Annotated in this window: 18 protein-coding genes and 4 pseudogenes; 7 read left to right on the forward strand and 15 right to left on the reverse strand. The window is 66.3% G+C overall.

Annotated elements, in window-relative coordinates; translation table 11 throughout:
• Positions 1–339: 339 nt before the first annotated feature.
• The 4 genes and pseudogenes from CN538_RS02560 to CN538_RS26635 all read right to left on the reverse strand — a co-directional run.
• Positions 340–3,402, reverse strand: coding sequence for an efflux RND transporter permease subunit (locus CN538_RS02560; RefSeq protein WP_340638226.1), 3,063 nt, complete (start codon positions 3,400–3,402; stop codon positions 340–342).
• A gap of 111 nt (positions 3,403–3,513) precedes the next feature.
• A complete protein-coding gene (locus tag CN538_RS21750) occupies positions 3,514–3,927 on the reverse strand; it encodes a permuted SH3 domain-containing protein (RefSeq protein WP_242495497.1) in 414 nt (137 codons plus the stop codon).
• A gap of 45 nt (positions 3,928–3,972) precedes the next feature.
• Positions 3,973–4,155: pseudogene (locus CN538_RS26630) on the reverse strand (efflux RND transporter periplasmic adaptor subunit); the annotation flags it as partial.
• A gap of 142 nt (positions 4,156–4,297) precedes the next feature.
• Positions 4,298–4,819: pseudogene (locus tag CN538_RS26635) on the reverse strand (efflux RND transporter periplasmic adaptor subunit); the annotation flags it as partial.
• 59 nt (positions 4,820–4,878) lie between these two features.
• Here CN538_RS26635 and CN538_RS02570 point away from each other — a divergent pair.
• Entirely contained in the window at positions 4,879–5,625 is a 747-nt protein-coding gene (locus tag CN538_RS02570; protein ID WP_340638227.1) for a TetR family transcriptional regulator, read from the forward strand.
• An 86-nt stretch (positions 5,626–5,711) separates the two neighbouring features.
• On the opposite strand, the gene CN538_RS24820 is transcribed toward CN538_RS02570, so the two are convergent.
• The 7 genes from CN538_RS24820 to CN538_RS24840 form a co-directional block, all read right to left on the reverse strand.
• A complete protein-coding gene (locus tag CN538_RS24820) occupies positions 5,712–6,107 on the reverse strand; it encodes a fructosamine kinase family protein (RefSeq protein WP_340638228.1) in 396 nt (131 codons plus the stop codon).
• A gap of 138 nt (positions 6,108–6,245) precedes the next feature.
• Entirely contained in the window at positions 6,246–6,452 is a 207-nt protein-coding gene (locus CN538_RS24825) for a hypothetical protein (RefSeq protein ID WP_340638229.1), read from the reverse strand.
• Positions 6,425–6,667, reverse strand: coding sequence for a hypothetical protein (locus tag CN538_RS24830; protein ID WP_340638231.1), 243 nt, complete (start codon positions 6,665–6,667; stop codon positions 6,425–6,427). Before CN538_RS24830 ends, CN538_RS24825 begins: the two co-directional genes overlap by 28 nt.
• Positions 6,667–6,798 (reverse strand): hypothetical protein, encoded by a 132-nt coding sequence (locus CN538_RS24000; protein WP_277985081.1) that lies wholly within the window; start codon positions 6,796–6,798, stop codon positions 6,667–6,669. The genes CN538_RS24830 and CN538_RS24000 overlap by 1 nt, the downstream gene beginning before the upstream one ends.
• Before the next feature lie 21 nt (positions 6,799–6,819).
• On the reverse strand, positions 6,820–8,358 hold the full coding sequence (locus CN538_RS02580; RefSeq protein WP_242495499.1) for a monovalent cation:proton antiporter-2 (CPA2) family protein: 1,539 nt from the start codon (positions 8,356–8,358) through the stop codon (positions 6,820–6,822).
• A gap of 33 nt (positions 8,359–8,391) precedes the next feature.
• Complete coding sequence (locus CN538_RS24835) at positions 8,392–9,105, reverse strand: GNAT family N-acetyltransferase (protein WP_340638232.1); 714 nt, start codon at positions 9,103–9,105, stop codon at positions 8,392–8,394.
• Positions 9,003–9,599, reverse strand: a complete 597-nt coding sequence (locus CN538_RS24840; RefSeq protein WP_340638233.1) for a peptidogalycan biosysnthesis protein — start codon at positions 9,597–9,599, stop codon at positions 9,003–9,005. The genes CN538_RS24835 and CN538_RS24840 overlap by 103 nt, the downstream gene beginning before the upstream one ends.
• A 163-nt stretch (positions 9,600–9,762) precedes the next feature.
• Here CN538_RS24840 and CN538_RS02590 point away from each other — a divergent pair, with 163 nt between their 5' ends.
• Complete coding sequence (locus CN538_RS02590) at positions 9,763–10,056, forward strand: DUF4190 domain-containing protein (protein WP_242495500.1); 294 nt, start codon at positions 9,763–9,765, stop codon at positions 10,054–10,056.
• Positions 10,057–10,118: 62 nt separating this feature from the next.
• Positions 10,119–11,291: a nicotinate phosphoribosyltransferase gene (gene pncB, locus CN538_RS02595; RefSeq protein ID WP_106418468.1), complete on the forward strand. Its 1,173-nt coding sequence runs from the start codon at positions 10,119–10,121 to the stop codon at positions 11,289–11,291.
• 66 nt (positions 11,292–11,357) lie between these two features.
• Here the strand turns inward: pncB and CN538_RS02600 are convergent, their stop codons facing one another.
• The 4 genes from CN538_RS02600 to gap form a co-directional block, all read right to left on the reverse strand.
• Positions 11,358–12,164, reverse strand: a complete 807-nt coding sequence (locus CN538_RS02600; protein ID WP_242495501.1) for a dienelactone hydrolase family protein — start codon at positions 12,162–12,164, stop codon at positions 11,358–11,360.
• Between the two features lie 183 nt (positions 12,165–12,347).
• The gene (locus CN538_RS02605; protein WP_164999494.1) at positions 12,348–13,571 is read right to left on the reverse strand and encodes a sensor domain-containing diguanylate cyclase; all 1,224 of its coding nucleotides are present in this window, start codon (positions 13,569–13,571) and stop codon (positions 12,348–12,350) included.
• 257 nt (positions 13,572–13,828) lie between these two features.
• On the reverse strand, positions 13,829–13,990 hold the full coding sequence (locus tag CN538_RS20170; RefSeq protein ID WP_164999495.1) for a hypothetical protein: 162 nt from the start codon (positions 13,988–13,990) through the stop codon (positions 13,829–13,831).
• A gap of 515 nt (positions 13,991–14,505) precedes the next feature.
• A complete protein-coding gene (gene gap / locus CN538_RS02610; protein WP_106418471.1) occupies positions 14,506–15,507 on the reverse strand; it encodes a type I glyceraldehyde-3-phosphate dehydrogenase in 1,002 nt (333 codons plus the stop codon).
• A gap of 244 nt (positions 15,508–15,751) precedes the next feature.
• Between gap and edd the strand changes: the two are divergent.
• From edd to CN538_RS02630, 4 genes and pseudogenes are all read left to right on the forward strand, one after another.
• A pseudogene (gene edd / locus CN538_RS02615) lies at positions 15,752–17,616 on the forward strand (phosphogluconate dehydratase).
• A complete protein-coding gene (gene glk / locus CN538_RS02620; protein WP_106418472.1) occupies positions 17,613–18,572 on the forward strand; it encodes a glucokinase in 960 nt (319 codons plus the stop codon). The pseudogene edd and the gene glk overlap by 4 nt, the downstream one beginning before the upstream one ends.
• Positions 18,569–19,476 (forward strand): annotated as a pseudogene (locus CN538_RS02625) (D-hexose-6-phosphate mutarotase). The gene glk and the pseudogene CN538_RS02625 overlap by 4 nt, the downstream one beginning before the upstream one ends.
• A complete protein-coding gene (locus CN538_RS02630) occupies positions 19,469–20,344 on the forward strand; it encodes an aldo/keto reductase (protein WP_106418473.1) in 876 nt (291 codons plus the stop codon). The pseudogene CN538_RS02625 and the gene CN538_RS02630 overlap by 8 nt, the downstream one beginning before the upstream one ends.
• Positions 20,345–20,393: the final 49 nt, after the last annotated feature.

Consider the following 20,393-nt stretch of genomic DNA (forward strand, 5'->3'; position numbering starts at 1 on the left):
ACCCGCGATAACCGGTGTTAACCCGTCGAACGCGAGGCGCGAACCAGACCAATAGCGCATTGACGTGACACCTTGACGATGCCGATGCGACGCGACCTCTTCTAGATATACGGCAGCACCCGGGTGAGCGTCAAAACGTCTTTTCGCCTGCAACTCGCCGGCAACGTCAGCGCCCGGGGCGCGCCCAAGAAAAAAGGCAACCTCTCTGTGAGGTTGCCTCTATTCCAAGGTAGTCGATCTGGCGTTGGACGTGATCGCGAATGCGTCATCGCCAGCGCCGGGCGCGTCAAGGGACGCGCCCGGCGCTGTCTCACGCGCTCTGTCTCCAAAAGCGCTGACTCAAGAGCGCTGTCCGTCGGCGTCAGAGCCCTCGTGCCGGCGCTTGAGCTTGGCACTGAGCCACAGCGTCACGCGCATGATCAGCACATAGGCCGCCGGCACGAACACGGTCGCCAGCACGGTGATCGAGATCATGCCGCCGACCACCGGCGTGCCGATCTGCTGCCGGCTCGCCGCGCTGGCCCCGGAGGCGAGCGCCAGCGGCAGGGTACCGCCGATGAATGCCAGCGAGGTCATCACGATGGGCCGGAAACGCTGGCGTGCCGCCACCTTGGCCGCCTCGATCACCGAGAGCCCGGCGTGCTTGCGCTGCTGCTCGGCGAACTCGACGATCAGAATGGCGTTCTTGGCCGCCAGCCCCACCACCACGAGTAGCCCCACCTGCAGGTAGACGCTAGTGCTGAGCCCCGCGAGCTGCACCGCCAGGATGGCGCCGATGAAGGCAAACGGCACCGCCGAGACCACCGCCAGCGGCAGCGTCCAGCTCTCGTACTGGGCGGCCAGGATCAAGAACATCATGACCACGCCGAAGGAGAGCGCCAGCGTGGCCGCGGTGCCGACGTTGGCCTGCTGATACGCCTCCCCGGACCAACCCATGGCGTAGTCGGAGCCCAGCGTCTGTGCCACCACCTCCTGCATCGCCTGGACCGCCTGGCCCGAGCTGTAGCCCGGCGCCGGCCCGCCGGCGAACTGGGCCGCCGGGTAGACGTTGTAGCGCTGGAGCACCGTGGGCGCGTTCTCACGGGTCAGCGTGACCAGCTCGGAGAGCGGGATACGCTGACCATCGCCACCGCGCACGTAGACCTTGCTGATGTCTTCCGGGTTACGCCGGAAGTCGTCTTCCGACTGCAGGTAGACCTGAAAGTTACGGCTGGACCGCGTGAAGTAATTGACGAAGGCGCTACCGAAGGTGCTCGCCAGGGTGGTGTTGAGATCGGAGATATCCACACCCAGACTGCGCACCTTGTCGGTATCCACGGTGGCGCGATAGACCGGCACGTTGACATCCAGGGTCGAGAACGCCTGGCCGATCTCGGGGCGCTGATTGGCCGCCTGCATGATCTTGCCGGCCGCCGCCGCCAGCTGCTGCGGCGAGTCGCCGCCGTAGGACTGCAGGTACCCGGTGAAGCCGCCGGTGGGCGACAGCCCCTGAATCGGCGGCATGTTGAAGGCCATCGTCTGGCCGCCCTGGATCTGGGCCCCGATCTGCATGATCTTGCCGATCAGCTGGTCCGCGGTCACGCTGCGCTGCGACCACGGCTTCATGGTCACGAAGACCGTACCCTTGGCGGTGTTGGCCGAGCTCGACAGGATGTCGAAACCGGGGATGCCGACCACGTAGTTGATCCCCGGCACCTCCTCACGCAGGCGAGTGCTCAGCTCCTGGATATAGGCGTCGGTGCGCGACACCGAGGCGCCCGCCGGCAGCGTCACCGAGGCCAGCGCCACACCCTGGTCTTCGGTCGGCAGCAGGCCGCTGGGCAACTGGGCGTAGATCATCCATGACAGCACGCCGACCCCGACCAGCCCTACCACCACCAGCCACAGCTGATGGATGAGGAAGTTGGTGATCGCCATGAACAGGTCAGTGACCTTCTCGAAGCCCTTGTTGAACCACACAAAGGGCTTCTTGATCGCACGGATGAGCTTGGATTCACGGATGCGCTGATGGTTTTGCAGGAAGATCGCACTGATCGCCGGCGTGAACGACAGCGCCACCAGCGCCGAGATCGCCACCGAGATGGCGATGGTGATCGCAAACTGCTGATACATCTGCCCGGTGAGACCGCCCATGAAGCCCACCGGCACGAACACCGCGGTCATGATGAACGAGGTCGCGATGACCGCGCCCGAGACCTCTTTCATCGCCTCCAGCGCGGCGCTGAAGGGCGTGGCTTCCTCGTCCTCCTGCATGATGCGTTCGACGTTCTCGATCACCACGATGGCATCGTCGACCACGATCCCGATCGCCAGGATCATCCCGAACAGCGACAGCAGGTTGATCGAGAAGTCGAGCAGATACATCCCGGCGAAGGTGCCCACCACCGAGATCGGCACCACCGACATCGCCACCAGCGTCGAACGCCAGCTCTGCAGGAACACGAACACGATCACCGCAACCAGCAGCAGCGCCTCGATGAAGGTGTGCTCGACCGACTGCACCGAGGCGTCGATGAACAGCGTGGTGTCGTAGGGGATCTCGTAGTCCAGCCCCGGCGGGAAGCGCTTCTTGAGCGTCGCCATCTCGCTCTTGACCTCACGCGCCACGTCGAGGGCATTGGCCCCGGGCTGGAGGTAGATGGCGATGGGCGCGATCGGCTTGTTGTTGACGTAGCCCTGGATGCCGTAGGTGTTCTTGCCCAGCTCGACCCGGGCGACGTCACTCAGGCGCAGCGAAGAGCCGTCGGGATTGGTGCGCAGCAGAATGTTGCGGAACTGAGCGGCGCTGCTGAAGCGCCCTTCGGTGGTGATGGTATAGGTGTAGGGCGAGGGGTCGCTCTGCGGCTCGGCGCCGATCTTGCCCGCGGCCACCACCGCGTTCTGGGCGCGGATCGCCGATGCCACCTCGGCCGGCGTCAGGTCGTACTGCGCCAACTTGTCAGGGTCGAGCCAGACGCGCATGGCGAACTCCTGACTGCCGAGTACCTCGGCCTGCCCCACCCCAGGCAGCTGCTTGAGCGCATCGGTGATGTTGATGTTGGCGTAGTTGGTCAGGTAGAGCGAGTCATAGGCGTCACTGGCCGAGGTGACGGCAACGAACATCAGCACGCTGGAGGCGCGCTGCTCCACCGTCACGCCCTGCGACTGGACTTCGCTGGGCAGCTTGGAGAGCGCCTGCTGCACGCGGTTGTTGACGTTGATCTGCGCCGTCTGCGGGTTGGTCCCGATCTTGAAGTAGACGCTCATCGACATCTGACCGCTGTCGGAGCTCGACGAGGTCAGGTAGATCATGTTCTCGGTGCCGTTGATCTCCTGCCTGCCAGGGTCGACGCCACGGTATCGGAGACCTCTGCGCACTGGCCCCGGGTAGGTCGCCGAGACGCTGATCGTCGGTGGCACCACTGTGGATACTGCTCGATCGGCAGGGTCCGCATCGCCATCAGGCCGATCAGGATGATGATGACCGAGTATGACCGGAAGATCGGCGCCTGATGAATACGCTGGAGAAATTCATCAGTTGGCTCCGTTCTGGCCGCCATCGGTCTGGGCCCCTTGGGCGCCTTTACCGGTCTGGGCCCCTTCGGCCCCTTCGGCCCCCTCGCCGCCCTTGGCATCGGCCTTCTGCGAGGGATTCTCGCCAGCCTTGTCCTGGGGGTCCTCGGCGCTGCCGGAGAACGGCTGCGGGTCGATCTTGTCACCGGGTGAGACGCTGCCGATACCCGACACCACCACCCGGTCGCCGCTGTCGAGACCTTGGGTGATGATCTGCCAGTCGCCGGCGACCTCACCCAGCGAGACGAAACGCGCTTCGGCCTTGCCGTCGGCGTCGAGGATGTTACAACCTGCGGCCCCTTGAGCCCCTCGGTCACCGCCACCGCGGGCACCGAAGACGCCATAGCGCTTGACGTTGGGCAGGGTGACGCGCACGAACTGTCCGGGCAGGAACAGGCCATCCTGGTTGCGGAAGGTGGCTTCGGCCTGGACCGTGCTGGTGTTCTCGTCGACCCGAGAGCCGAGGAAGTCGAGTTCCCCGGCGAGCTTGAGCGGCTCGCGCGTGGCCGAGCCGGTGGACGGTGCGGTGAGCACCGCGGCGTCGGCTTCCTTGGCGCCGCGCTGCCGCTGGCGGCGCAGCGCGAAGGCGTCGTCGGCGGGCAGCGAGAAGCGTACTCGATGGGATTGAGCGGGGTGATCGTCGCCAGTTGCTGGGGCGGCTGCACCAGATTGCCCACGTTGACCTCGCTCGGCTGATCATGCCGCTGACCGGGGCATTGACCTGGGTGTAGCTCAAGTCGATCTGGGCGCTGTCCAGCGCCGCCTTGGCCTGGGCCAGCGACGCCTGGGCGGTGCGCAGATCGGCCTGGGACTGGTCCCGCTGCTGCTGGCTGACCGAGTTCTGTTTGTAGAGACGCGTGTAGCGCTCGGCATCGCGCTGCGCCCGGTAGAGCTCGGCCTGGGCACTCTGAACGTCGGCCTGGCGCTGCTCGACGGTCGCTTTATAGGGGGCGGGTTCGATGGTGAAGAGCTTGTCGCCCTTTTCGACCAGACTGCCCTCGCGATAGTGACGCGCCTCGAGAATCCCCTCGACACGCCCCATCACCGTGACCTCCTGGTCACTGCGAATCATGCCCGGGTAGGTTTTGGACAGTCCGATATCGCGTGCCTTGACCTCCAGCACCTGGGCCTGGGTCGGCGGCTTCTGCTGCCCCTGCTGCTGGTCACCGGCACTGGATGACTCGTCACCGCCGCAGGCGGACAGTACGAGCGAAAGCAGTATCGCGCCACCGATACCGATGGGGCGATTCATGAGTGTAGGGCGCATGAGTCTCCGTCCTGGAAAGAGTGCCTAAGGGAATGTAGCGAGCTTACAGGCATACATACATGAATGTAAACTTGCCGACGAATGGGGTATTCTCGCGCCAGGGACTCGACGCCACCCAGCAAGTACCGAGAAAGATCGAGCCACACGCCGACTCCATCAACGCTGATGACGACACCACCATGCCGAAACGCACCAAGGCCGAGGCCGAAGCCACCCGCGAGGCGCTGCTCGACGCCGCTGAGATCGTCTTTCTGGAACGCGGCGTCTCGCGCGCCTCGCTCGAGCAGATCGCGCGCCAGGCCGGCATGACCCGCGGCGCCGTCTACTGGCACTTCAAGAACAAGTCCGACCTGTTCCATGCCATGCTCGACCGGGTCAAGATGCCGCTGCGTCAGCTGCTCGACGACGTCGAGGACCCCGAGCGCCCGCACGCCCCGCTGACCAGCCTTCGCCTGGCCTGCCTGCACGCCCTCGAGCGCTTGCAGCGACCGCGCTCTCAGCGGGTGCACACCATTCTCTTCCACCGCTGCGAATCCTCGGGCGACATCGACATGCTGGGATTGCAGAGCCAGCTGGCCCAGGAGTGCTACGACACCATGGTCGAGCGCCTCGAACAGGCCCAGCGCGACGGTGCTTTGGGCAAGGACGTCGCCCCAGAGATCGCCTGCCGCATGTTGATGTCGATGTTTGGCGGCCTGATGCACGACTGGCTGCGCGATCCGACTCAATATCCCCTGGCCGAGATCGGCACGCGCATGATCGAGACCTTCTTCGCGCGCATCGCTCGCCTGCCCCACGAATCCTGATCACTGAGCGTCGCCATATAGGTTTGGCTACTGTAGCCGAACCTGGGCCGATGCGCGCGCCGGCGGGGTCGCCTCATACTCCCTGTTCAATCCGCCAGCACCCGCGCGGCGGCCCGCGCCACGCCATCGCGATAGCCGGCACCGAACAGATAGAGGTGGTTAAGCAGCGATAGAGCTGGAACAGCGCCTCGCGGCGTGACCAGTCGGCCGGACGCCGGCCGTCCCAATAGGCCTCGTGGAAGGCCGCGCCCGGATCGGAACAGACTCAGCATGGCCACGTCCACGTCGGGATAGTGACGATAGACTGCCGGGTCGATGATCGCCGGCCCGCGCGGCGTGAACAGCACGTTGCCCGACCACAGATCGCCGTGCACCAGCGATGGCGGCTGGTCCGCGAGCCAGCTCTCCAGCGTCGCGGCGACTCGTTCGACCCTTGCCGCCAGCGCCGCGTCCAGCAGGCCTCGGTCGCGGCAGACGCGCACCGCGGCAGCAGCCGGCGCTCGCGCTGGAAGTCACGGCCATCGGCCAGTGCAGCGTTGGCTGCGGGGTGAGCCCGCAGGCGTTGTCGCGCGCCCAGCCGTGATCGGCACCCGGCTCGCGGGTGGCGGCATGCAGCTGCCTCAGCCCCTCGCCGAGCCGGGCGCCATCGCGCGCCCACTGGCGTCGAGCGCCTCCATCACCAGCAGGTCCCCGGCCAGCGCCATCACCCGCGGGACCACCAGGGCATCGGCCGCCGCAGCCAGGGCGGCGAGCCCATCCGCCTCCCCGGCGAGCCGCTCGGGCCGATCACGTTTGACGATCAGCGGCGTCGCCGCCGCCAGCGCCAAACGCCGGCACCGCTGTCGCCACCGGAAAGCGGCGTCAGATCGCCACGGAAGGCGTCATCGAGTTCAGCGAGACGTTGCGCGAGTGTCTGCGTCATCGGGTCTTCCTCACTGTCGTTGGCGGCGTGCTCGCCGTCGCCAGTCTTGCCGTGGCCGCGGTCGAGCTCCTGCTGGAACAACGACTTGAACTCCTCCATGGCGGCTTTCTCGGTCGCCATCAGCTGTTCGGTGTCGTTGCGATGGGTGTAGGTATCTTGAGCAGTTGATTGTCGAAATCGCGGAAGGTACGCACCGCATTGATCGCGTTGGAGCTCGGGTAGCCCATGCCCTTGAGCACCTCGACACTCATCTCCATGCTCGAGGCAAGGTTTCACGCACCACCCCATCCACGCCCAGCTCCATCATCTTCCAGGCGTGATGACGGTTGCGCGCGCGGGCGTAGACCTGAGCTGGGGGGAAATGCGTCTTGGCCCAGACGCGCGATGGTCAGCGCCGCCTGCTCGTCGTTGACCGCGATCACCAGTAGCTGCGCCTTGTCGATGCCCGCTGCGCGCAGCAGATCCAGGCGCGTGGCATCGGCGTAGAAGATACGCGAGCCGAAGCGGCGGATGAACTCGACCTGGGTGATATTGGGGTCGAGGGCGGTGAAGGCGATGCCCTGCATCTTGAGCATGCGCCCCACCATCTGCCCGAAGCGGCCGAGACCGGCGATCACCACCGGCGGCGTCTCCTCGCCGAAGTCAGTGTCGAAGGGGCGCGTCTCCTTGAGCCGATTGCCCAGCGTTTCGCCCAGTTGATAGAGAAACGGCGTCGCCGCCATGCTCAGGGTGACCGCGGCGATGCACAGGCTGGCAATGCGCTGATCGATCACCCCGGCGGCGACGGCGGCGGTGAGCAGCACGAAGTCGAACTCGCCGCCCTGGGCAATCACCGTCGCCAGGCGCGGAATCTCGGTGCGCGGCAGCTTCGCCAGTAGCCCGATCGCCGCCAGCACCAGCATCTTGACCAGGGTCATCGCCAGCGCCAGGCCGATCACCAGCAGCACGTTGTCGACCACCAGGGCGAGATTCACCGACATCCCCACGGCGATGAAGAACAGCCCCAGCAGCAGCCCCTTGAACGGCTCGATATTGGCTTCGAGCTCGTGGCGATAAGGGGTGTCCGCCAGCATCACACCACCGAGGAAGGCGCCCAACGCCATCGACAGCCCCGCCCACTCCATCGCCAGCGCCATGCCGAGAACCAGAAAGAGCGCGGCGGCGGTGAATATCTCGTGAATATCGCTGCGCGCGATCAACGCCAGCACCCGTGGAAACACCAGCCGCCCGAACACGATCGCGGCGACCACGATGGCGACGCTGCGCGCCATGATCCAGATATCGTCTGGCGCGGCATCCACGCGCCCGGCGAGAAATGGCAGCAGCGCCAGCAGCGGAATCACCGCCAGATCCTGGAACAGCAGCATGGCGAAGGCGCTCTGGCCATGGGGCGTGGCCAACTGGCGCCGCTCGTTGAGCACCTGCAGCGCGAAAGCGGTCGACGACAGTGCCAGCGTCAGGCCGAGAAAGATCGCGATGCTCGGCGGCAACCCCAGCAGCAGGCCGATCGGTGTCAGCAGCGCGGCACAGCCGGCGAGCTGCAGCGACCCCAATCCGAACAGGCGCTTGCGCATCGACCACAAGCGCTTGGGCTCCAGCTCGAGGCCGATGATGAACAACAGCATCACCACGCCGAACTCGGAGAAGTGCAGCACCGTCTCGGGCTCGGAGATGAAGCCGCTCACCGAGGGACCAGCGATCAGCCCGATGCACAGATAGCCCAGAATCGAGCCCAGCCTCAGGCGCTGGAACAGCGGTACCGCGATAATAGCGGCGCCCAGCAGCACGGCAGCTTCAGTGAGAAAATCCATCGTTTGTCGGTCCTCGTCACGGCGTGGGCGCCGTCAATCTTCGTGGTTCGCCGCGGCTTCATCACCCGCCGGTGGCTGGCGGAAGGGTAGCCGCCCGCGGCACTGCTCGAGATACGCCTCCACATAGGCGCGCTCCTCGCGGCAGAACTGTGTCACCGCCTCGCGGAAGCCATCGTGTTCCAGATAGTGCAGCGACCGGCTCAGCGCCGGGGCGAAACCGCGGGTGAGCTTGTGTTCGCCCTGGGTGCCCGGGTCGAAGCGCGACAGCCCGCGCGCCAGGCAGTGCTCGATACCCTGGTAGTAGCAGGTCTCGAAGTGCAAGAAATCCGCCGCCACCTCGCTGCCCCAGTAGCGGCCGTACAGCGCGTCATCGCCCTCGAAGCAGAGCGCCGCGGCCACCGCCCGACCATCGATGCTGGCCCTGACCAGCATCATCGCATCGCCCAGGGTGTCGCGCAGCCGGGTGAAGAAATCGAGATTGAGATAGGGGTGCTGGCCGCGTTCGAGGTAGGTCATGCAGTAGCAGCGGTAGAACTGGTCCAGCGCAGCCTCATCGATCGCCGCGCCGCTGAGGCGCTCGAATACGAAGCCCTGCTCCGCCAGCCGCCGACGCTCGCGCCGGATCTCCTTGCGCTTGCGCGAGCTCATGCCGGCAAGGAAACCCTCGAAGTCACCATAATCGGCATCGCGCCAGGTGAACTGTACCGCGCAGCGTTCGAGCAGCGGCGCCCCGAATTCGCTTGCCACGCCGCCACCTCGGCGTCATCGGCGAACAGCAGATGCCAGCTCTGCATGCCGCTGGCGCGCAGTGCCGGCCCCAGCGCCGCGATCACCGCCGCATACGACTCATCGGCGACCACGCCCAGGCGCGGCCCACTCGCCGGGGTGAATGGGATCGCCGACAGCGACTTGGGGTAGTAGTCGCCGCCGGCGCGCTCCCAGGCATCCGCCCAGGCCCAATCGAATACGTATTCGCCGCGCGAGTGCCACTTGGCATAGCGCGGCAACACCGCCACCAGCCGCGCACCGCGATAGACCACTAGATGATCCGGCGACCAACCTGTCTCGGCGCAGGCACAGCCACACGCCTCGAGCGCGACGAGAAACTCGTGGCGTAGAAACGGATAGCCCGTGCCCACCACCGCGTTCCAGCTGGCCGCCTCCAGTGCTGCCAGGCTGTCGAGCCGCACGATTCGCAGCGCCGCCTGCGGCGCTTCTCGATGCGCTCCCTGCTGTGCCATGTCGATACCCCCTCCCGTGTTACCGCCCGTGCCACTCGCACCGCCGTTCCGCGCTGACAGCCTAGTCGATAGCCCGCCGGGAGCGGCACCGAAAACGTCGAGAGCATCCGGCAAGCGTGCGATACTCAGGGGCATCGCCAGCGACGCCACGACGATGGATACCATGAACGACCTGCACCCCACCCCACCGCCGTCACCGCCCGGCCCCACCAACGTGATGGCGCTGGTCGCCTTCGCGCTCAGCGTGCTCGGTACCCTGGTGCCGCCGGCCGCGCTGGGCGGCGTGGTCTGCGGTCATCTCGCCCGTCACCAGATCCGTGCACGTCAGGAGTCCGGCGACAGCTGGGCGCTGGCGGGGCTGATCCTGGGCTATCTGCTGATTTTGCTGTCGCTGGCCGGGATTTTGCTGTTCGGCGGCTTCGTCGCGACAATGTTCGGTATCATGGCCTTCATGTAATCGCCGCGAGCGACCCGGAGAGCACCGGCTCAGCGACTCGACCACGCCGTAGACGAGACTTCATGCTAACTTCGCTTCTGGACAACGACTTCTACAAGATCACGATGCAGAATGCCGTGATCAAGCGCTTTCCCTATGCACAGGCGCGCTACGCTTTCATCAACCGCGGCGAGCACGCCTTCCCCGAGGGCTTCGGCGAGGTACTGCGCGTTGCAGTCGACGCCATGGCCGAGCTCACCCTCGGCGAGGACGAAAAGCGCTATCTCGAGCAGACCTGCCCCTACCTCGACCCCACCTATCTCGATTTCCTCGCCGGCTTCCGCTACAACCCCGACGAGGTCACCATCGTCCAGAACGGCAGCGAGCTGTCGGTGACCATGGAGGGGCTGTGGTATCGCACCATTCTGTGGGAAGTGCCATTGATGGCGCTGATCAGCGAGCTCTGGTATCGCCTGCGCCAGGTGCCGCGTGACGACGATGCCACGGTCGAGACACGCACCCGAGACAAGATCGAGCAGTACCAGCGCCTGGGGCTCAAGATCGCCGAATTCGGCACCCGGCGGCGCTTCTCCTTCGACGTCCAGGATCGCGTGGTGGGCGCCCTGCGCCACCACGGCGGCAGCGCCTTCAGCGGCACCAGTAACGTGATGCTGGCGATGCGCCATGGCGTCAAGCCGATCGGTACCCACGCCCACGAGTGGTTCATGTTTCACGGCGCGCGTTTCGGCTTCAAGATGGCCAACAGTCTGGCGCTGGAGCACTGGGTCGATGTCTATCGCGGCGATCTGGGCATCGCACTGACCGACACCTTCACCTCGAAGGCGTTCTTCGAGAGCTTCGACAAGAAGTTCGCCAAGCTCTTCGACGGCGTGCGCCACGACAGCGCCGACCCGATCGATTTCGCCTCCCAGACCATCGCCCACTACGAGCGCCTGGGCATCGACCCGCGCAGCAAGACCATCATCTTCTCCGACGCCTTGACGCCGGAGCGGGTCGAACGGATCCACGCCTTCTGCAAGGATCGCATCGGCATGGCCTTCGGTATCGGCACCAACTTCACCAACGACGTCGGCGCGACGCCGATGAACATGGTGATCAAGATGGTCGAGGCGCGCCCGGAGGGGCAGCACTGGCTGCCGGTGGTCAAGCTCTCGGACGTGCCCGACAAGCACACCGGCGATCCGGAGATGATTGCCCTGGCCCAGCGTGTGCTGGCGCTCAATCATCGCGCCTGAGCGCTCTGGGCCTGCCCGTGACGGCCGGCGCCTGCAGCCACTCACCGCAGGCGCCGATGACGACGATTACTGATTGAGCGCCTTGTCCAGGGTCAGCAGCGCAGCCTGCCAGGAGGCCGCGTCTGCCGCCGCGTTGTAGCCCAGCGGCAGGTCGAACTCCTTGGCCAGGGCGTCGGCGTCGGGATTGGTAAAGGCGTGGGTCGCCCCCGGATACTCCACCACGCGCACCTTGGCACCGTCCTTCTCCAGGGTCGCGGCCATGTCGGCCAGCGCCTGCTTGTCGACCAGCGGATCGTCCTGACCGTTATAGATCCGCACCAGGCCGTCGAACGGCTGTGGCTGGCTCACCGCCTGGGTGGGGCTGCCGTGAAAGCTGATCGCGGCGTCGATCGGCATGCCTGCCAGCGCCATGTTCATCACCACGCCACCGCCGAAGCAGTAGCCCATGGCGGCGATATGATCGCCATCCACCGCCGGATGCTGACGCAACGCCGCCAGCGCTGCGTCGAGCCTTGCCCGCGCCGCCGGCCAATCCTGCATCACCTGACTGGAGAACGCCTTGGCATCGTCGGGATGCTGCGCGACCTTGCCATCGCCGTACATGTCGACCGCCAGGGCAACGAAGCCCAGTGCTGCGAGCTGATCGGCGCGCTGCTTGATGTAGTCGTTCAGGCCCCACCACTCATGCACCAGCAGCACCCCGGGGCGTGGCTGGTCGTCGCTGGCGTTGTAGGCCAGGTAGCCCTTGTAGGTCTGGCCTCCGGTGGTGTATTCGAAGGTCTCGCCCTGCACATGGGGTCCCACGACCTCGTCGGCCCACAGCGGCAGGCTCATCAGGCTGACGAACATGGCCAGCAGCAGTCGTCCCATCATCGTTCTCCTTGCGTTGACTGCGGGTCGGCGACGCCAAGGCGTCGTCATGACGTGCCGCGCCCGTTGACTCTTGTGTTTCGGTTCTTCTCGTATCCTGCTTGCGATCGCGATACGCCGTTCACACGGGACGGTTCAGCGGCGCTCGCGGCTTCCGAGCGGCCAGGCTCACGCCAGAAACCGCGCTCAGAGTGCCTGCTGAACGCGGTTGCCGCCATGGGTCATCGCCAACTCGAGCCCGCTGTGGGCACGCGCCAGAAAGCTCTCGGGCGCCTCGCCCTGACGACGCTCGGCCACGCCCAGACTAACCGAGAACGCCAGCCAGTGGCCATGGAACTCGACCCGCGTGGTACCAAAACGCGCACGCAGCCGCTCGGCGATAGCCGAGGTTTCCTGCAGCGATTTGCCGCTCAGCAGCAGCGCGAAACCGCGCGCATCGAGGCGACCGAAGCTGAACCGCTCGCGCAGCGTGGCACGACACATCTCGCCGATGCAGGCGAGGACCAGATCCCCACCCTCGCGCCCCCAGCGGGTGACGATATCGGCGAAGCCGTCGACCTCGAACACGATCAGCGACAGCCGCCCGTGAATGTCCCCCATCGCCACAGCCTGACGCAGAAGGCCCAGAAAGGCGCGCTCATTGAGGGCCGAGGTGAGCTCGTCGGTGGCATCATAGGCATCCCACTGCAGCGCCTGGCGGCGGCGCTCGGTGATGTCCCGGGCCACCGCCACCCAGCCGGGGGAGACGCTGGAGACGGCGTCGCAGTCGGCGGCGAAGTGGATCTCGCACCAGCGGTAGCCGCCGTCACGGTGACGCAGGCGCAGCTCGAGCAGCGCCGCCCCCGCGGTCACCGCCTGCTCGTCGAGGGCGCGCTGTACCCGCGGCGCCTCCTCGGGCGCCATCAGCTCGAACAGCGAGCGTCCGACCAGCGCTTCGGCACTGATGCCCAGCACCGGCCCCACCGCCCCGGCGGCGGCGCGGCAGACGAGGTCGGCATCCAGCACCAGCAGCAGGTCGGGGTTGTGCGCGAGCAGGGAGCGCGAGGCGCCATCGTCGGCGCCCGCGGCGGCCACCCGCTCGAGCACGCCGACCAGGGCCACGGCCTGCCCCTCGGTATCGCGCTGAATGTTGAGCGTATCGGCGATGCGACTCGAAGTGCCATCGACATGGCCCAGCGTGTAATTCAGGGTCACCCGGGGCTCGCCGGCATCTAGCGCTGCCTGCAGCCGCTCGAGCGCCTGCAGCCGGCTGGTTTCATCGATCGCGCTCAGCCAGCGCTGAGGAGACTCGAGATAGTCGGCAGCGGTGTGCCCGCCCAGGTCGGCGACCGCCTCGGCCACGAAGCGAACTTCTCCAGCCACCAGCCAGGATCGGTCACGTAGACGGCAGCCGGTATGGCGCTCAGCCACTGCTGCGCCTCGTCGCTCGGCTCGCTCGCGCCGGCCAGGGCATCGGATCGATTCATGCTCCAATCTCATGTTGCCGCTGCAACTGGCGGCGCAGTGGGTAAAGACGGGTTGTCAGCGCAGGCCGGCACGTCGCCGCGGTGCAATGTCGGTATCCCGAGCGGTATCGCCCGCCGTCGATCCTGCCGCATCGGACGCGAGCGTGGCTGTGGCATAACGCCCCTCGCAGGAGGCGACCAGGCGACGCAGATCGTCGACGCTCAGCTCGATGCGCTGAATCCCTGCTGGTCCTGCCACAGCACGAAGACCAATGGCACGCGGCGCGCCTGGTCTACCCCCACGATACGCCCGAGCCGTTCCCGACCGGGTTCGCGAAGCGTCTCGCCGATCAGGCGATGGGCGTTGAGGATCGTCTGTTGCATGGCACTGCCAACCTCGGCGCGGCGTTGAATGATAATGAATTGAGAAATTAGAGCCGTCTTACCTTAGAGGAGAGAGTCGCGTCAGGCCAAGTCCCAGGCACACATCTAAGTATAATTCAATTTCCCTGTCTTTATCGGCAGCCGCTAAAAGAACTTGAATCGACTTTGTCCTGACGACCGACCTCTCGATGCGGGATGTAAGGAGGGTTCCCACGGATCGCTGCCATGGTAACAGCCCAGGTGGCCACTGCCAGCCTCGCCGGGTCGCCGCCCATCACCTCAGAACGCAGGCCATGCAAGCCCTATCGGCGATGGCGGACCACCGATGAACGTCCTCGACCAAGATGTCGGCTCACCGGCAATCAGAATGTCGGCCTGCTGACCACCAGACCAAAAAAATGGCGCTCCTGAGAGCGCCATTGGGAACTGCCTTGAGGGACTATCTCGAAGAACTATCCCGAGGAACCACCGAAACGCCGTGGCGTGTTGCGCCAACCTCGTTCGGTGGCGCGGGTTCAGGCGGTCGCCTGCATCGCCAAGGCGGTATCCAGCATGCGGTTGGAGAAGCCCCACTCGTTGTCGTACCAGGCCATGACCTTGACCAGACGCCCGTTGACGCGAGTGTGGTTGGCGTCGAAGGTCGAGGAGTTGGGGTCGTGGTTGAAGTCGATCGAGACCAGCGGCTGGGCGTTGACTGCCAGCACCGGCGAAGCGGCCGCGGCCTTCTCGACGATCTGGTTGATCTCTTCCTTGGTGGTGTCGCGGCCCGCCGTGAAGGTCAGGTCGACCAGCGAGACGTTGATCACCGGCACGCGTACCGCCAGACCGTCCAACTTGCCGTTGAGCGCCGGCAGTACCAGACCCACGGCGGCGGCGGCACCTGTCTTGGTCGGAATCATCGACTGGGTGGCGCTACGCGCACGGTACGGATCGGAGTGGTAGACGTCGGAAAGATTCTGATCGTTGGTGTAGGCGTGCACCGTGGTCATCAGGCCATTTTCGATGCCCACCGTGTCCTGCAGCGCCTGGGCCACCGGTGCCAGGCAGTTGGTGGTGCAGGAGGCATTGGAGACGACGCGATGCTCGGCCTTCAGCACCTGCTCGTTGACGCCGAACACGATGGTGGCGTCGGCATCCGGGCTGGGCGCCGAGATCAGCACGCGGGCAGCACCGGCCTCGATATGCTTGGCCGCCGCAGCGCGCTTGGTGAAAAGCCCGGTGCACTCCATCACCAGGTCGACATCGAGCGACTGCCATGGCAGTTGACCCGGATCGCGCTCGGAGAGGATGCGGATGCTGTCACCGTCTACGCTCAGCGTATCGCTGTCGTGACCGACCTCGAAGCCGAAGCGGCCATGCACGCTGTCGTGACGCAGCAGATGGGCGTTGAGCGCCGGATCGCCCAGATCGTTGATGGCGACGACCTGGATGCGATCGCGGTAGCCGTTCTCGTAGAGCGCGCGGAGTACGTTACGACCGATACGGCCGAATCCGTTGATGGCGACACGCAAAGTCATGGTGCTCTCTCCTCTCAGATGGCGAAGCCCCGAGCGGGCCGGGGCGATCGATGGGTCACGAGGCCGGGGCACAGCGGCGACCCGGGGCTGCCTCGAAGACTGAACTGACGATAGTCCGTGACTGCTGACAGTCTAGAACATCGCGCCATGAAAAAATATTACCCCAAAAGACTAATACCAACGGCGCATTCACGGCCACCGGGCATTTTTTTTGGTAAGTTTACCAAACAACCACGATAGCTCGATGAGGCAGACCCTGATGCTCAACTCCACGATCGACCGCGTGACTCGACGTATCGAAGACCGTTCCGCCGACCGTCGTCGTCTCTATGAGGAACGCATGGCGCGCCAGCACCGGCGTGGCGTGCATCGCGGCGAGCTCTCCTGCGGCAACCTGGCCCACGGCTTCGCCGCCTGCGGCGCCGGCGACAAGAACAGTCTCAAGCTGATGAACAGCTCCAACATCGGCATCGTTTCCTCCTACAACGACATGCTCTCGGCGCACCAACCCCTCGAACACTTCCCCGAGCTGATCAAGCAGGCCGCCCGCGGCATGGGCTGCACCGCGCAGTTCGCCGGCGGCGTGCCGGCGATGTGCGACGGTGTCACCCAGGGCCAGCCCGGCATGGAACTGTCACTCTTCTCGCGCGACGTGATCGCCATGGCTACCGCGGTGGCGCTGTCGCACAACATGTTCGACGGCGCACTCTACCTCGGCGTGTGTGACAAGATCGTGCCGGGGCTGTTCATCGGCGCGGCCCGCTTCGGCCACCTGCCGGCACTGTTCGTCCCCGCCGGCCCCATGCCCAGCGGTCTGCCCAACAACGAGAAGTCGCGTATCCGCCACGCTCTATGCCGAGGGCAAGGTCGGCCGCGATGCATTGCTCGAGGCGGAGTCGGAGTCCTATCACAGCCCCGGCACCTGCACCTTCTACGGCACCGCCAACTCCAACCAGCTGATGCTGGAGATGATGGGGCTGCACCTGCCGGGCACCTCCTTCGTCAACCCCGGCACCCCGCTGCGCGACGCCATCACCCGATACGGCACCGAGCAGGTCATTCGCAATAGCGAACAGGGCGGCGACTACCACCCCTTCTATCGCCAGATCACTGCCAAGGCGATCGTCAACGCGATGATCGGCCTGCTCGCCTCCGGCGGCTCGACCAACCACACCCCTCCACCTGGTGGCGATGGCCGCGGCGGTCGGCATCACCATCACCTGGGACGACTTCGCCGAGCTGTCGACGGTGATCCCCAGCCTGACCCGGATCTACCCCAACGGCCAGGCCGACGTGAACCATTTCCATGCCGCCGGCGGGGTCAGCCTGCTGGTGCGGGAACTGCTCGGTGCGGGGCTGATGCACGCCGACGTCAAGAGCGCTTTCGGCACCGACATGCACGCCTACACCCAGGAGCCGTTCCTCGACGGCGACCAGCTGGTGTGGCGCGAGGGCACCCGCGAGAGCCTCGATGAGGAGGTGGTGCGGCCGGTGGCCAGGGCCTTTTCCCCCACCGGCGGCCTGGCGGTACTCGACGGCAACCTCGGCCGCGGCGTGATCAAGGTGTCGGCGGTCAAGCCGGAAAGCCGTTACGTCGAGGCGCCGGTGCGTATCTTCGACGACCAGAGCCAGGTCAAGGCGGCGTTCGAGGGCGGCGAGCTCGACCGCGACGTGATCGTGGTGGTGCGCTTCCAGGGCCCACGGGCCAACGGCATGCCCGAGCTGCATCAGTTGACGCCCTTCCTCGGAGTCCTGCAGGATCGCGGCCATCGCGTCGCGCTGGTCACCGACGGGCGCATGTCAGGCGCCTCGGGCAAGGTGCCGGCGGCGATCCATGTGACCCCGGAGGCGGTCGACGCCGGCCCGCTGGCCTATCTGCGTGACGGCGACGTGGTCAGACTCGATCCGGACAAGGGTGAACTGCGGGCGCTGGTCGATGCCGACGAGTGGGCCGGTCGCGAACCTGCAATCTGCGACCTGGATCATTATCATCACGGCATGGGCCGCGAACTCTTCGCCGGTTTCAGACAACTGGTCGGCGGCGCCGAGGAAGGGGCCGCCGTCTTCGGCGGCTTCGACGCTGCCGATCTGCCTGGAGGGCATTCATGACCACACTCGCCTTGGTCGGCGATATCGGCGGCACCAACGCCCGCTTCGCCCTGGTCGCGCCCGGCAGCGTCGAGCTGCAGGCGATCGAGACCCTGCCCTGCAATCACTATGCGGGTCTGGTCGAGGCGATCCAGGCCTACCTCGAGAAGGTCGGCGCCGAGTCTCCGCGCGAGGCGTGTTTGGCCTTCGCGTGCCCGGTGCACGAGGACTGGGTCAAGATGACCAACAACGACTGGGCATTCTCCAAGAAGGCGGTCGCCGAGACGCTGGGCCTGGGCACCTTCAAGGTCATCAACGACTTCACCGCCCAGGCCTTGGGCATTCCGCATATCGATGCCAAGGACCTGACCCCGGTAGGTGACGGCGAAGCCGAACCGCGCCGCCCGCGGCTGGTGATCGGCCCCGGGACCGGCCTGGGTATGGCGGGGCTGGTGCCGAGCCAGCGCCACTGGATCCCGCTGACCACCGAGGGCGGCCACGCGACCTTCGCCCCCACCGACGAGCGCGAGCGCCAGATACTGGACTTCTTCCGCGCCCGCTACGGCCGGGTTTCGATCGAGCGCCTGCTGTGCGGTCAGGGCCTGCTCGATCTCTATCTCGCCCACGCCGCGCTGCTGGGCGCCACCCCTGCCTACAACTCCCCCGCCGAGGTCACCGGCGCGGCACGCGCCGGTGACCGGGTCGCGCGCGAGACGCTGATGCGCTTTCTCAAGATTCTGGGCAGCGTGTGCGGCGACGCCGCCCTCACCCTGGGCGCGCTGGGTGGGGTCTATCTCTGCGGCGGCATCACCCCACGCCTGATCGAGTGGCTGCCGCGCAGCGATTTCCGCCGCGCCTTTGCCGACAAGGGGCGCTTGAGCGCTTACACTGCCGGCATCCCCACCTGGGTGGTGACGGCGCCGTGGACCGGCCTGCTGGGCGCGGCGGAAGCTCTGCACAACGAGGAAGTGACATGATTCCCGATACGCTCGCCGATCTGATCGCGGCGACCGACGGCCAGCGCGAGGCGACCTGGGAGGGCCGCCGAGTGCTGCTGATCAATGCCGACTGGGGCCAGCTCGCGCTCTCGCTGCAGGGCGCGCAGGTCCTGCACTTCTTGCCTTTCCCGCCCGCTGCCGCAGGCGATCGGCCGGCGCCCGACCCGCAGGACGGCTGGCTCTGGGTGACGCCCACGCCACAGGCGCTGCCGGGGGCGATCCGTGGCGGTATCCCGCTGTGCTGGCCGTGGTTCGCCGACGAATCGCCCGATGGCCAGGGCCCCATGCATGGTCCGGCACGCACCGCCGAGTGGCGCCTGGACGCGGTCGACGAGGATCTCTCCGGCAACGGGGTCGAGATCCATCTCTCGCCGCAGGAGCGCCTGCACGACGAGCTGACCCCCAACGCGGTGGTCCACGCCAATGCGCAAAGGCTCAGCGTCGAGCTGTTCACCCGCCACACCGGCACCACGCCGGTCAAGCTGACCGGGGCGCTGCACACCTACTTCGCGGTCGCCGACACCCACCGCTGCCGCGTCGAGGGGTGGCCGGGGCGCGCTATCTGGACAAGCTCGAGCGCTTCGCCGAGAAGCAGCAGCAGGGTGAGCTAGGCGTGCGCGGTGCGCTGGATCGCATCTATCAGTCCAACCGCCCTGTGGTGCTGGACGACGGCCAGCGGCGCCTGCTGATCACCAAGCAGGGCAGCGACTCCACCGTGGTCTGGCATCCAGGCGAAGGCCTGCCGGGGGACACCCCTGCCGAGGTCGGCCAACGCTTCCTCTGCGTCGAGGCCGCCTGCACCCGGGTCGACCCTGTCTGGCTGGTACCCGACGGACAGCATCTGCTGGCCACCACCATCGTCAAGGCCCCCGATCATGACTGAGACGCCGGTGTTCGACGTCCCCTTCATCCTGGGCATGATGCGACTCCACGAGCGGCCCGAATTCGACGCCCCCGACACCCTCGGCGACTGGCTGCAAAGGCGTGTCGATCAGGGGCTCTACTGGTTCGACCATGCCGACATCTACGCCGACCAGCAGTGCGAGCAGCGCTTCGGCGACGCCCTGCGCCGGCGCCCGGCGCTCAAGGCGCAGATCCGCATCGTCACCAAGGGCGGTATCATGCTGCCCAGGCGCGACCGCTCGCCGTTCGGGGTCAAGCACTACGACACCTCAGCGGACTATCTCAGCGCCAGCATCGATGGCTCCCTCACCCGCCTCGGGGTCGAGCGGCTGGACCACTACCTGCTGCATCGGCCCGATCCATTGATGGACGCCGAGGCCACCGGCCGCGCCCTGGATGCCGCCATCGATGCCGGCAAGGTAGGTACGGTGGGGGTCTCCAACTTTCTGCCCGAGCAGTGGCGGCGCCTGCAGGCGGCGATGCACCACCGCCTGGGGGCGCACCAGTTGAAGCTCTCGCTGGCCCATCCGGATGCGCTGTTCGACGGCTTCTATGACGCCATCGTCGCCGACGGCCTCGCGCCCATGGCATGGTCGCCGCTGGGCGGCGGTTCGGTGTTCGAAGACGTGCTCGGCAGTGCGCTCTCCCAGCTCGCCGAGCGTCTCGACTCGACCACCGCCGGGCTCGCGCTAGCCTGGCTGCGGCGCCTGCCGGGGCGGCCGATCCCGGTCATCGGCACCTTGAACGAAAAGCGTATCGAAAGCCTGCTGGCGAACGGTAGTCTCGAACTCGACCGCCCGACCTGGTTCGCGCTGCTCGAGGAAGCACGTAGCTACCGGGTGCCTTAAGCACCGCCGGCGCTGCGTGGCCACACCGGACCTAAGCTCTGTCTGAAAA

The sequence above is a fragment of the Salinicola tamaricis genome (assembly GCF_003006155.1).
Taxonomy (GTDB): Bacteria; Pseudomonadota; Gammaproteobacteria; order Pseudomonadales; family Halomonadaceae; genus Salinicola; species Salinicola tamaricis.

Bases quoted from the DNA above. Each gene is read 5' to 3' on its own strand.
- CN538_RS02570 (WP_340638227.1), top strand. From the start codon at position 4,879: ATGAATGTAAACTTGCCGACGAATGGGGTATTCTCGCGCCAGGGACTC.
- CN538_RS24830 (WP_340638231.1), bottom strand. From the start codon at position 6,667: ATGGCGACCGAGAAAGCCGCCATGGAGGAGTTCAAGTCGTTGTTCCAG.
- CN538_RS24000 (WP_277985081.1), bottom strand. From the start codon at position 6,798: ATGAGTGTCGAGGTGCTCAAGGGCATGGGCTACCCGAGCTCCAACGCG.
- CN538_RS02580 (WP_242495499.1), bottom strand. From the start codon at position 8,358: ATGGATTTTCTCACTGAAGCTGCCGTGCTGCTGGGCGCCGCTATTATC.
- CN538_RS24840 (WP_340638233.1), bottom strand. From the start codon at position 9,599: ATGGCACAGCAGGGAGCGCATCGAGAAGCGCCGCAGGCGGCGCTGCGA.
- CN538_RS02590 (WP_242495500.1), top strand. From the start codon at position 9,763: ATGAACGACCTGCACCCCACCCCACCGCCGTCACCGCCCGGCCCCACC.
- pncB (WP_106418468.1), top strand. From the start codon at position 10,119: ATGCTAACTTCGCTTCTGGACAACGACTTCTACAAGATCACGATGCAG.
- CN538_RS02600 (WP_242495501.1), bottom strand. From the start codon at position 12,164: ATGATGGGACGACTGCTGCTGGCCATGTTCGTCAGCCTGATGAGCCTG.
- CN538_RS20170 (WP_164999495.1), bottom strand. From the start codon at position 13,990: ATGCAACAGACGATCCTCAACGCCCATCGCCTGATCGGCGAGACGCTT.
- gap (WP_106418471.1), bottom strand. From the start codon at position 15,507: ATGACTTTGCGTGTCGCCATCAACGGATTCGGCCGTATCGGTCGTAAC.
- glk (WP_106418472.1), top strand. From the start codon at position 17,613: ATGACCACACTCGCCTTGGTCGGCGATATCGGCGGCACCAACGCCCGC.
- CN538_RS02630 (WP_106418473.1), top strand. From the start codon at position 19,469: ATGACTGAGACGCCGGTGTTCGACGTCCCCTTCATCCTGGGCATGATG.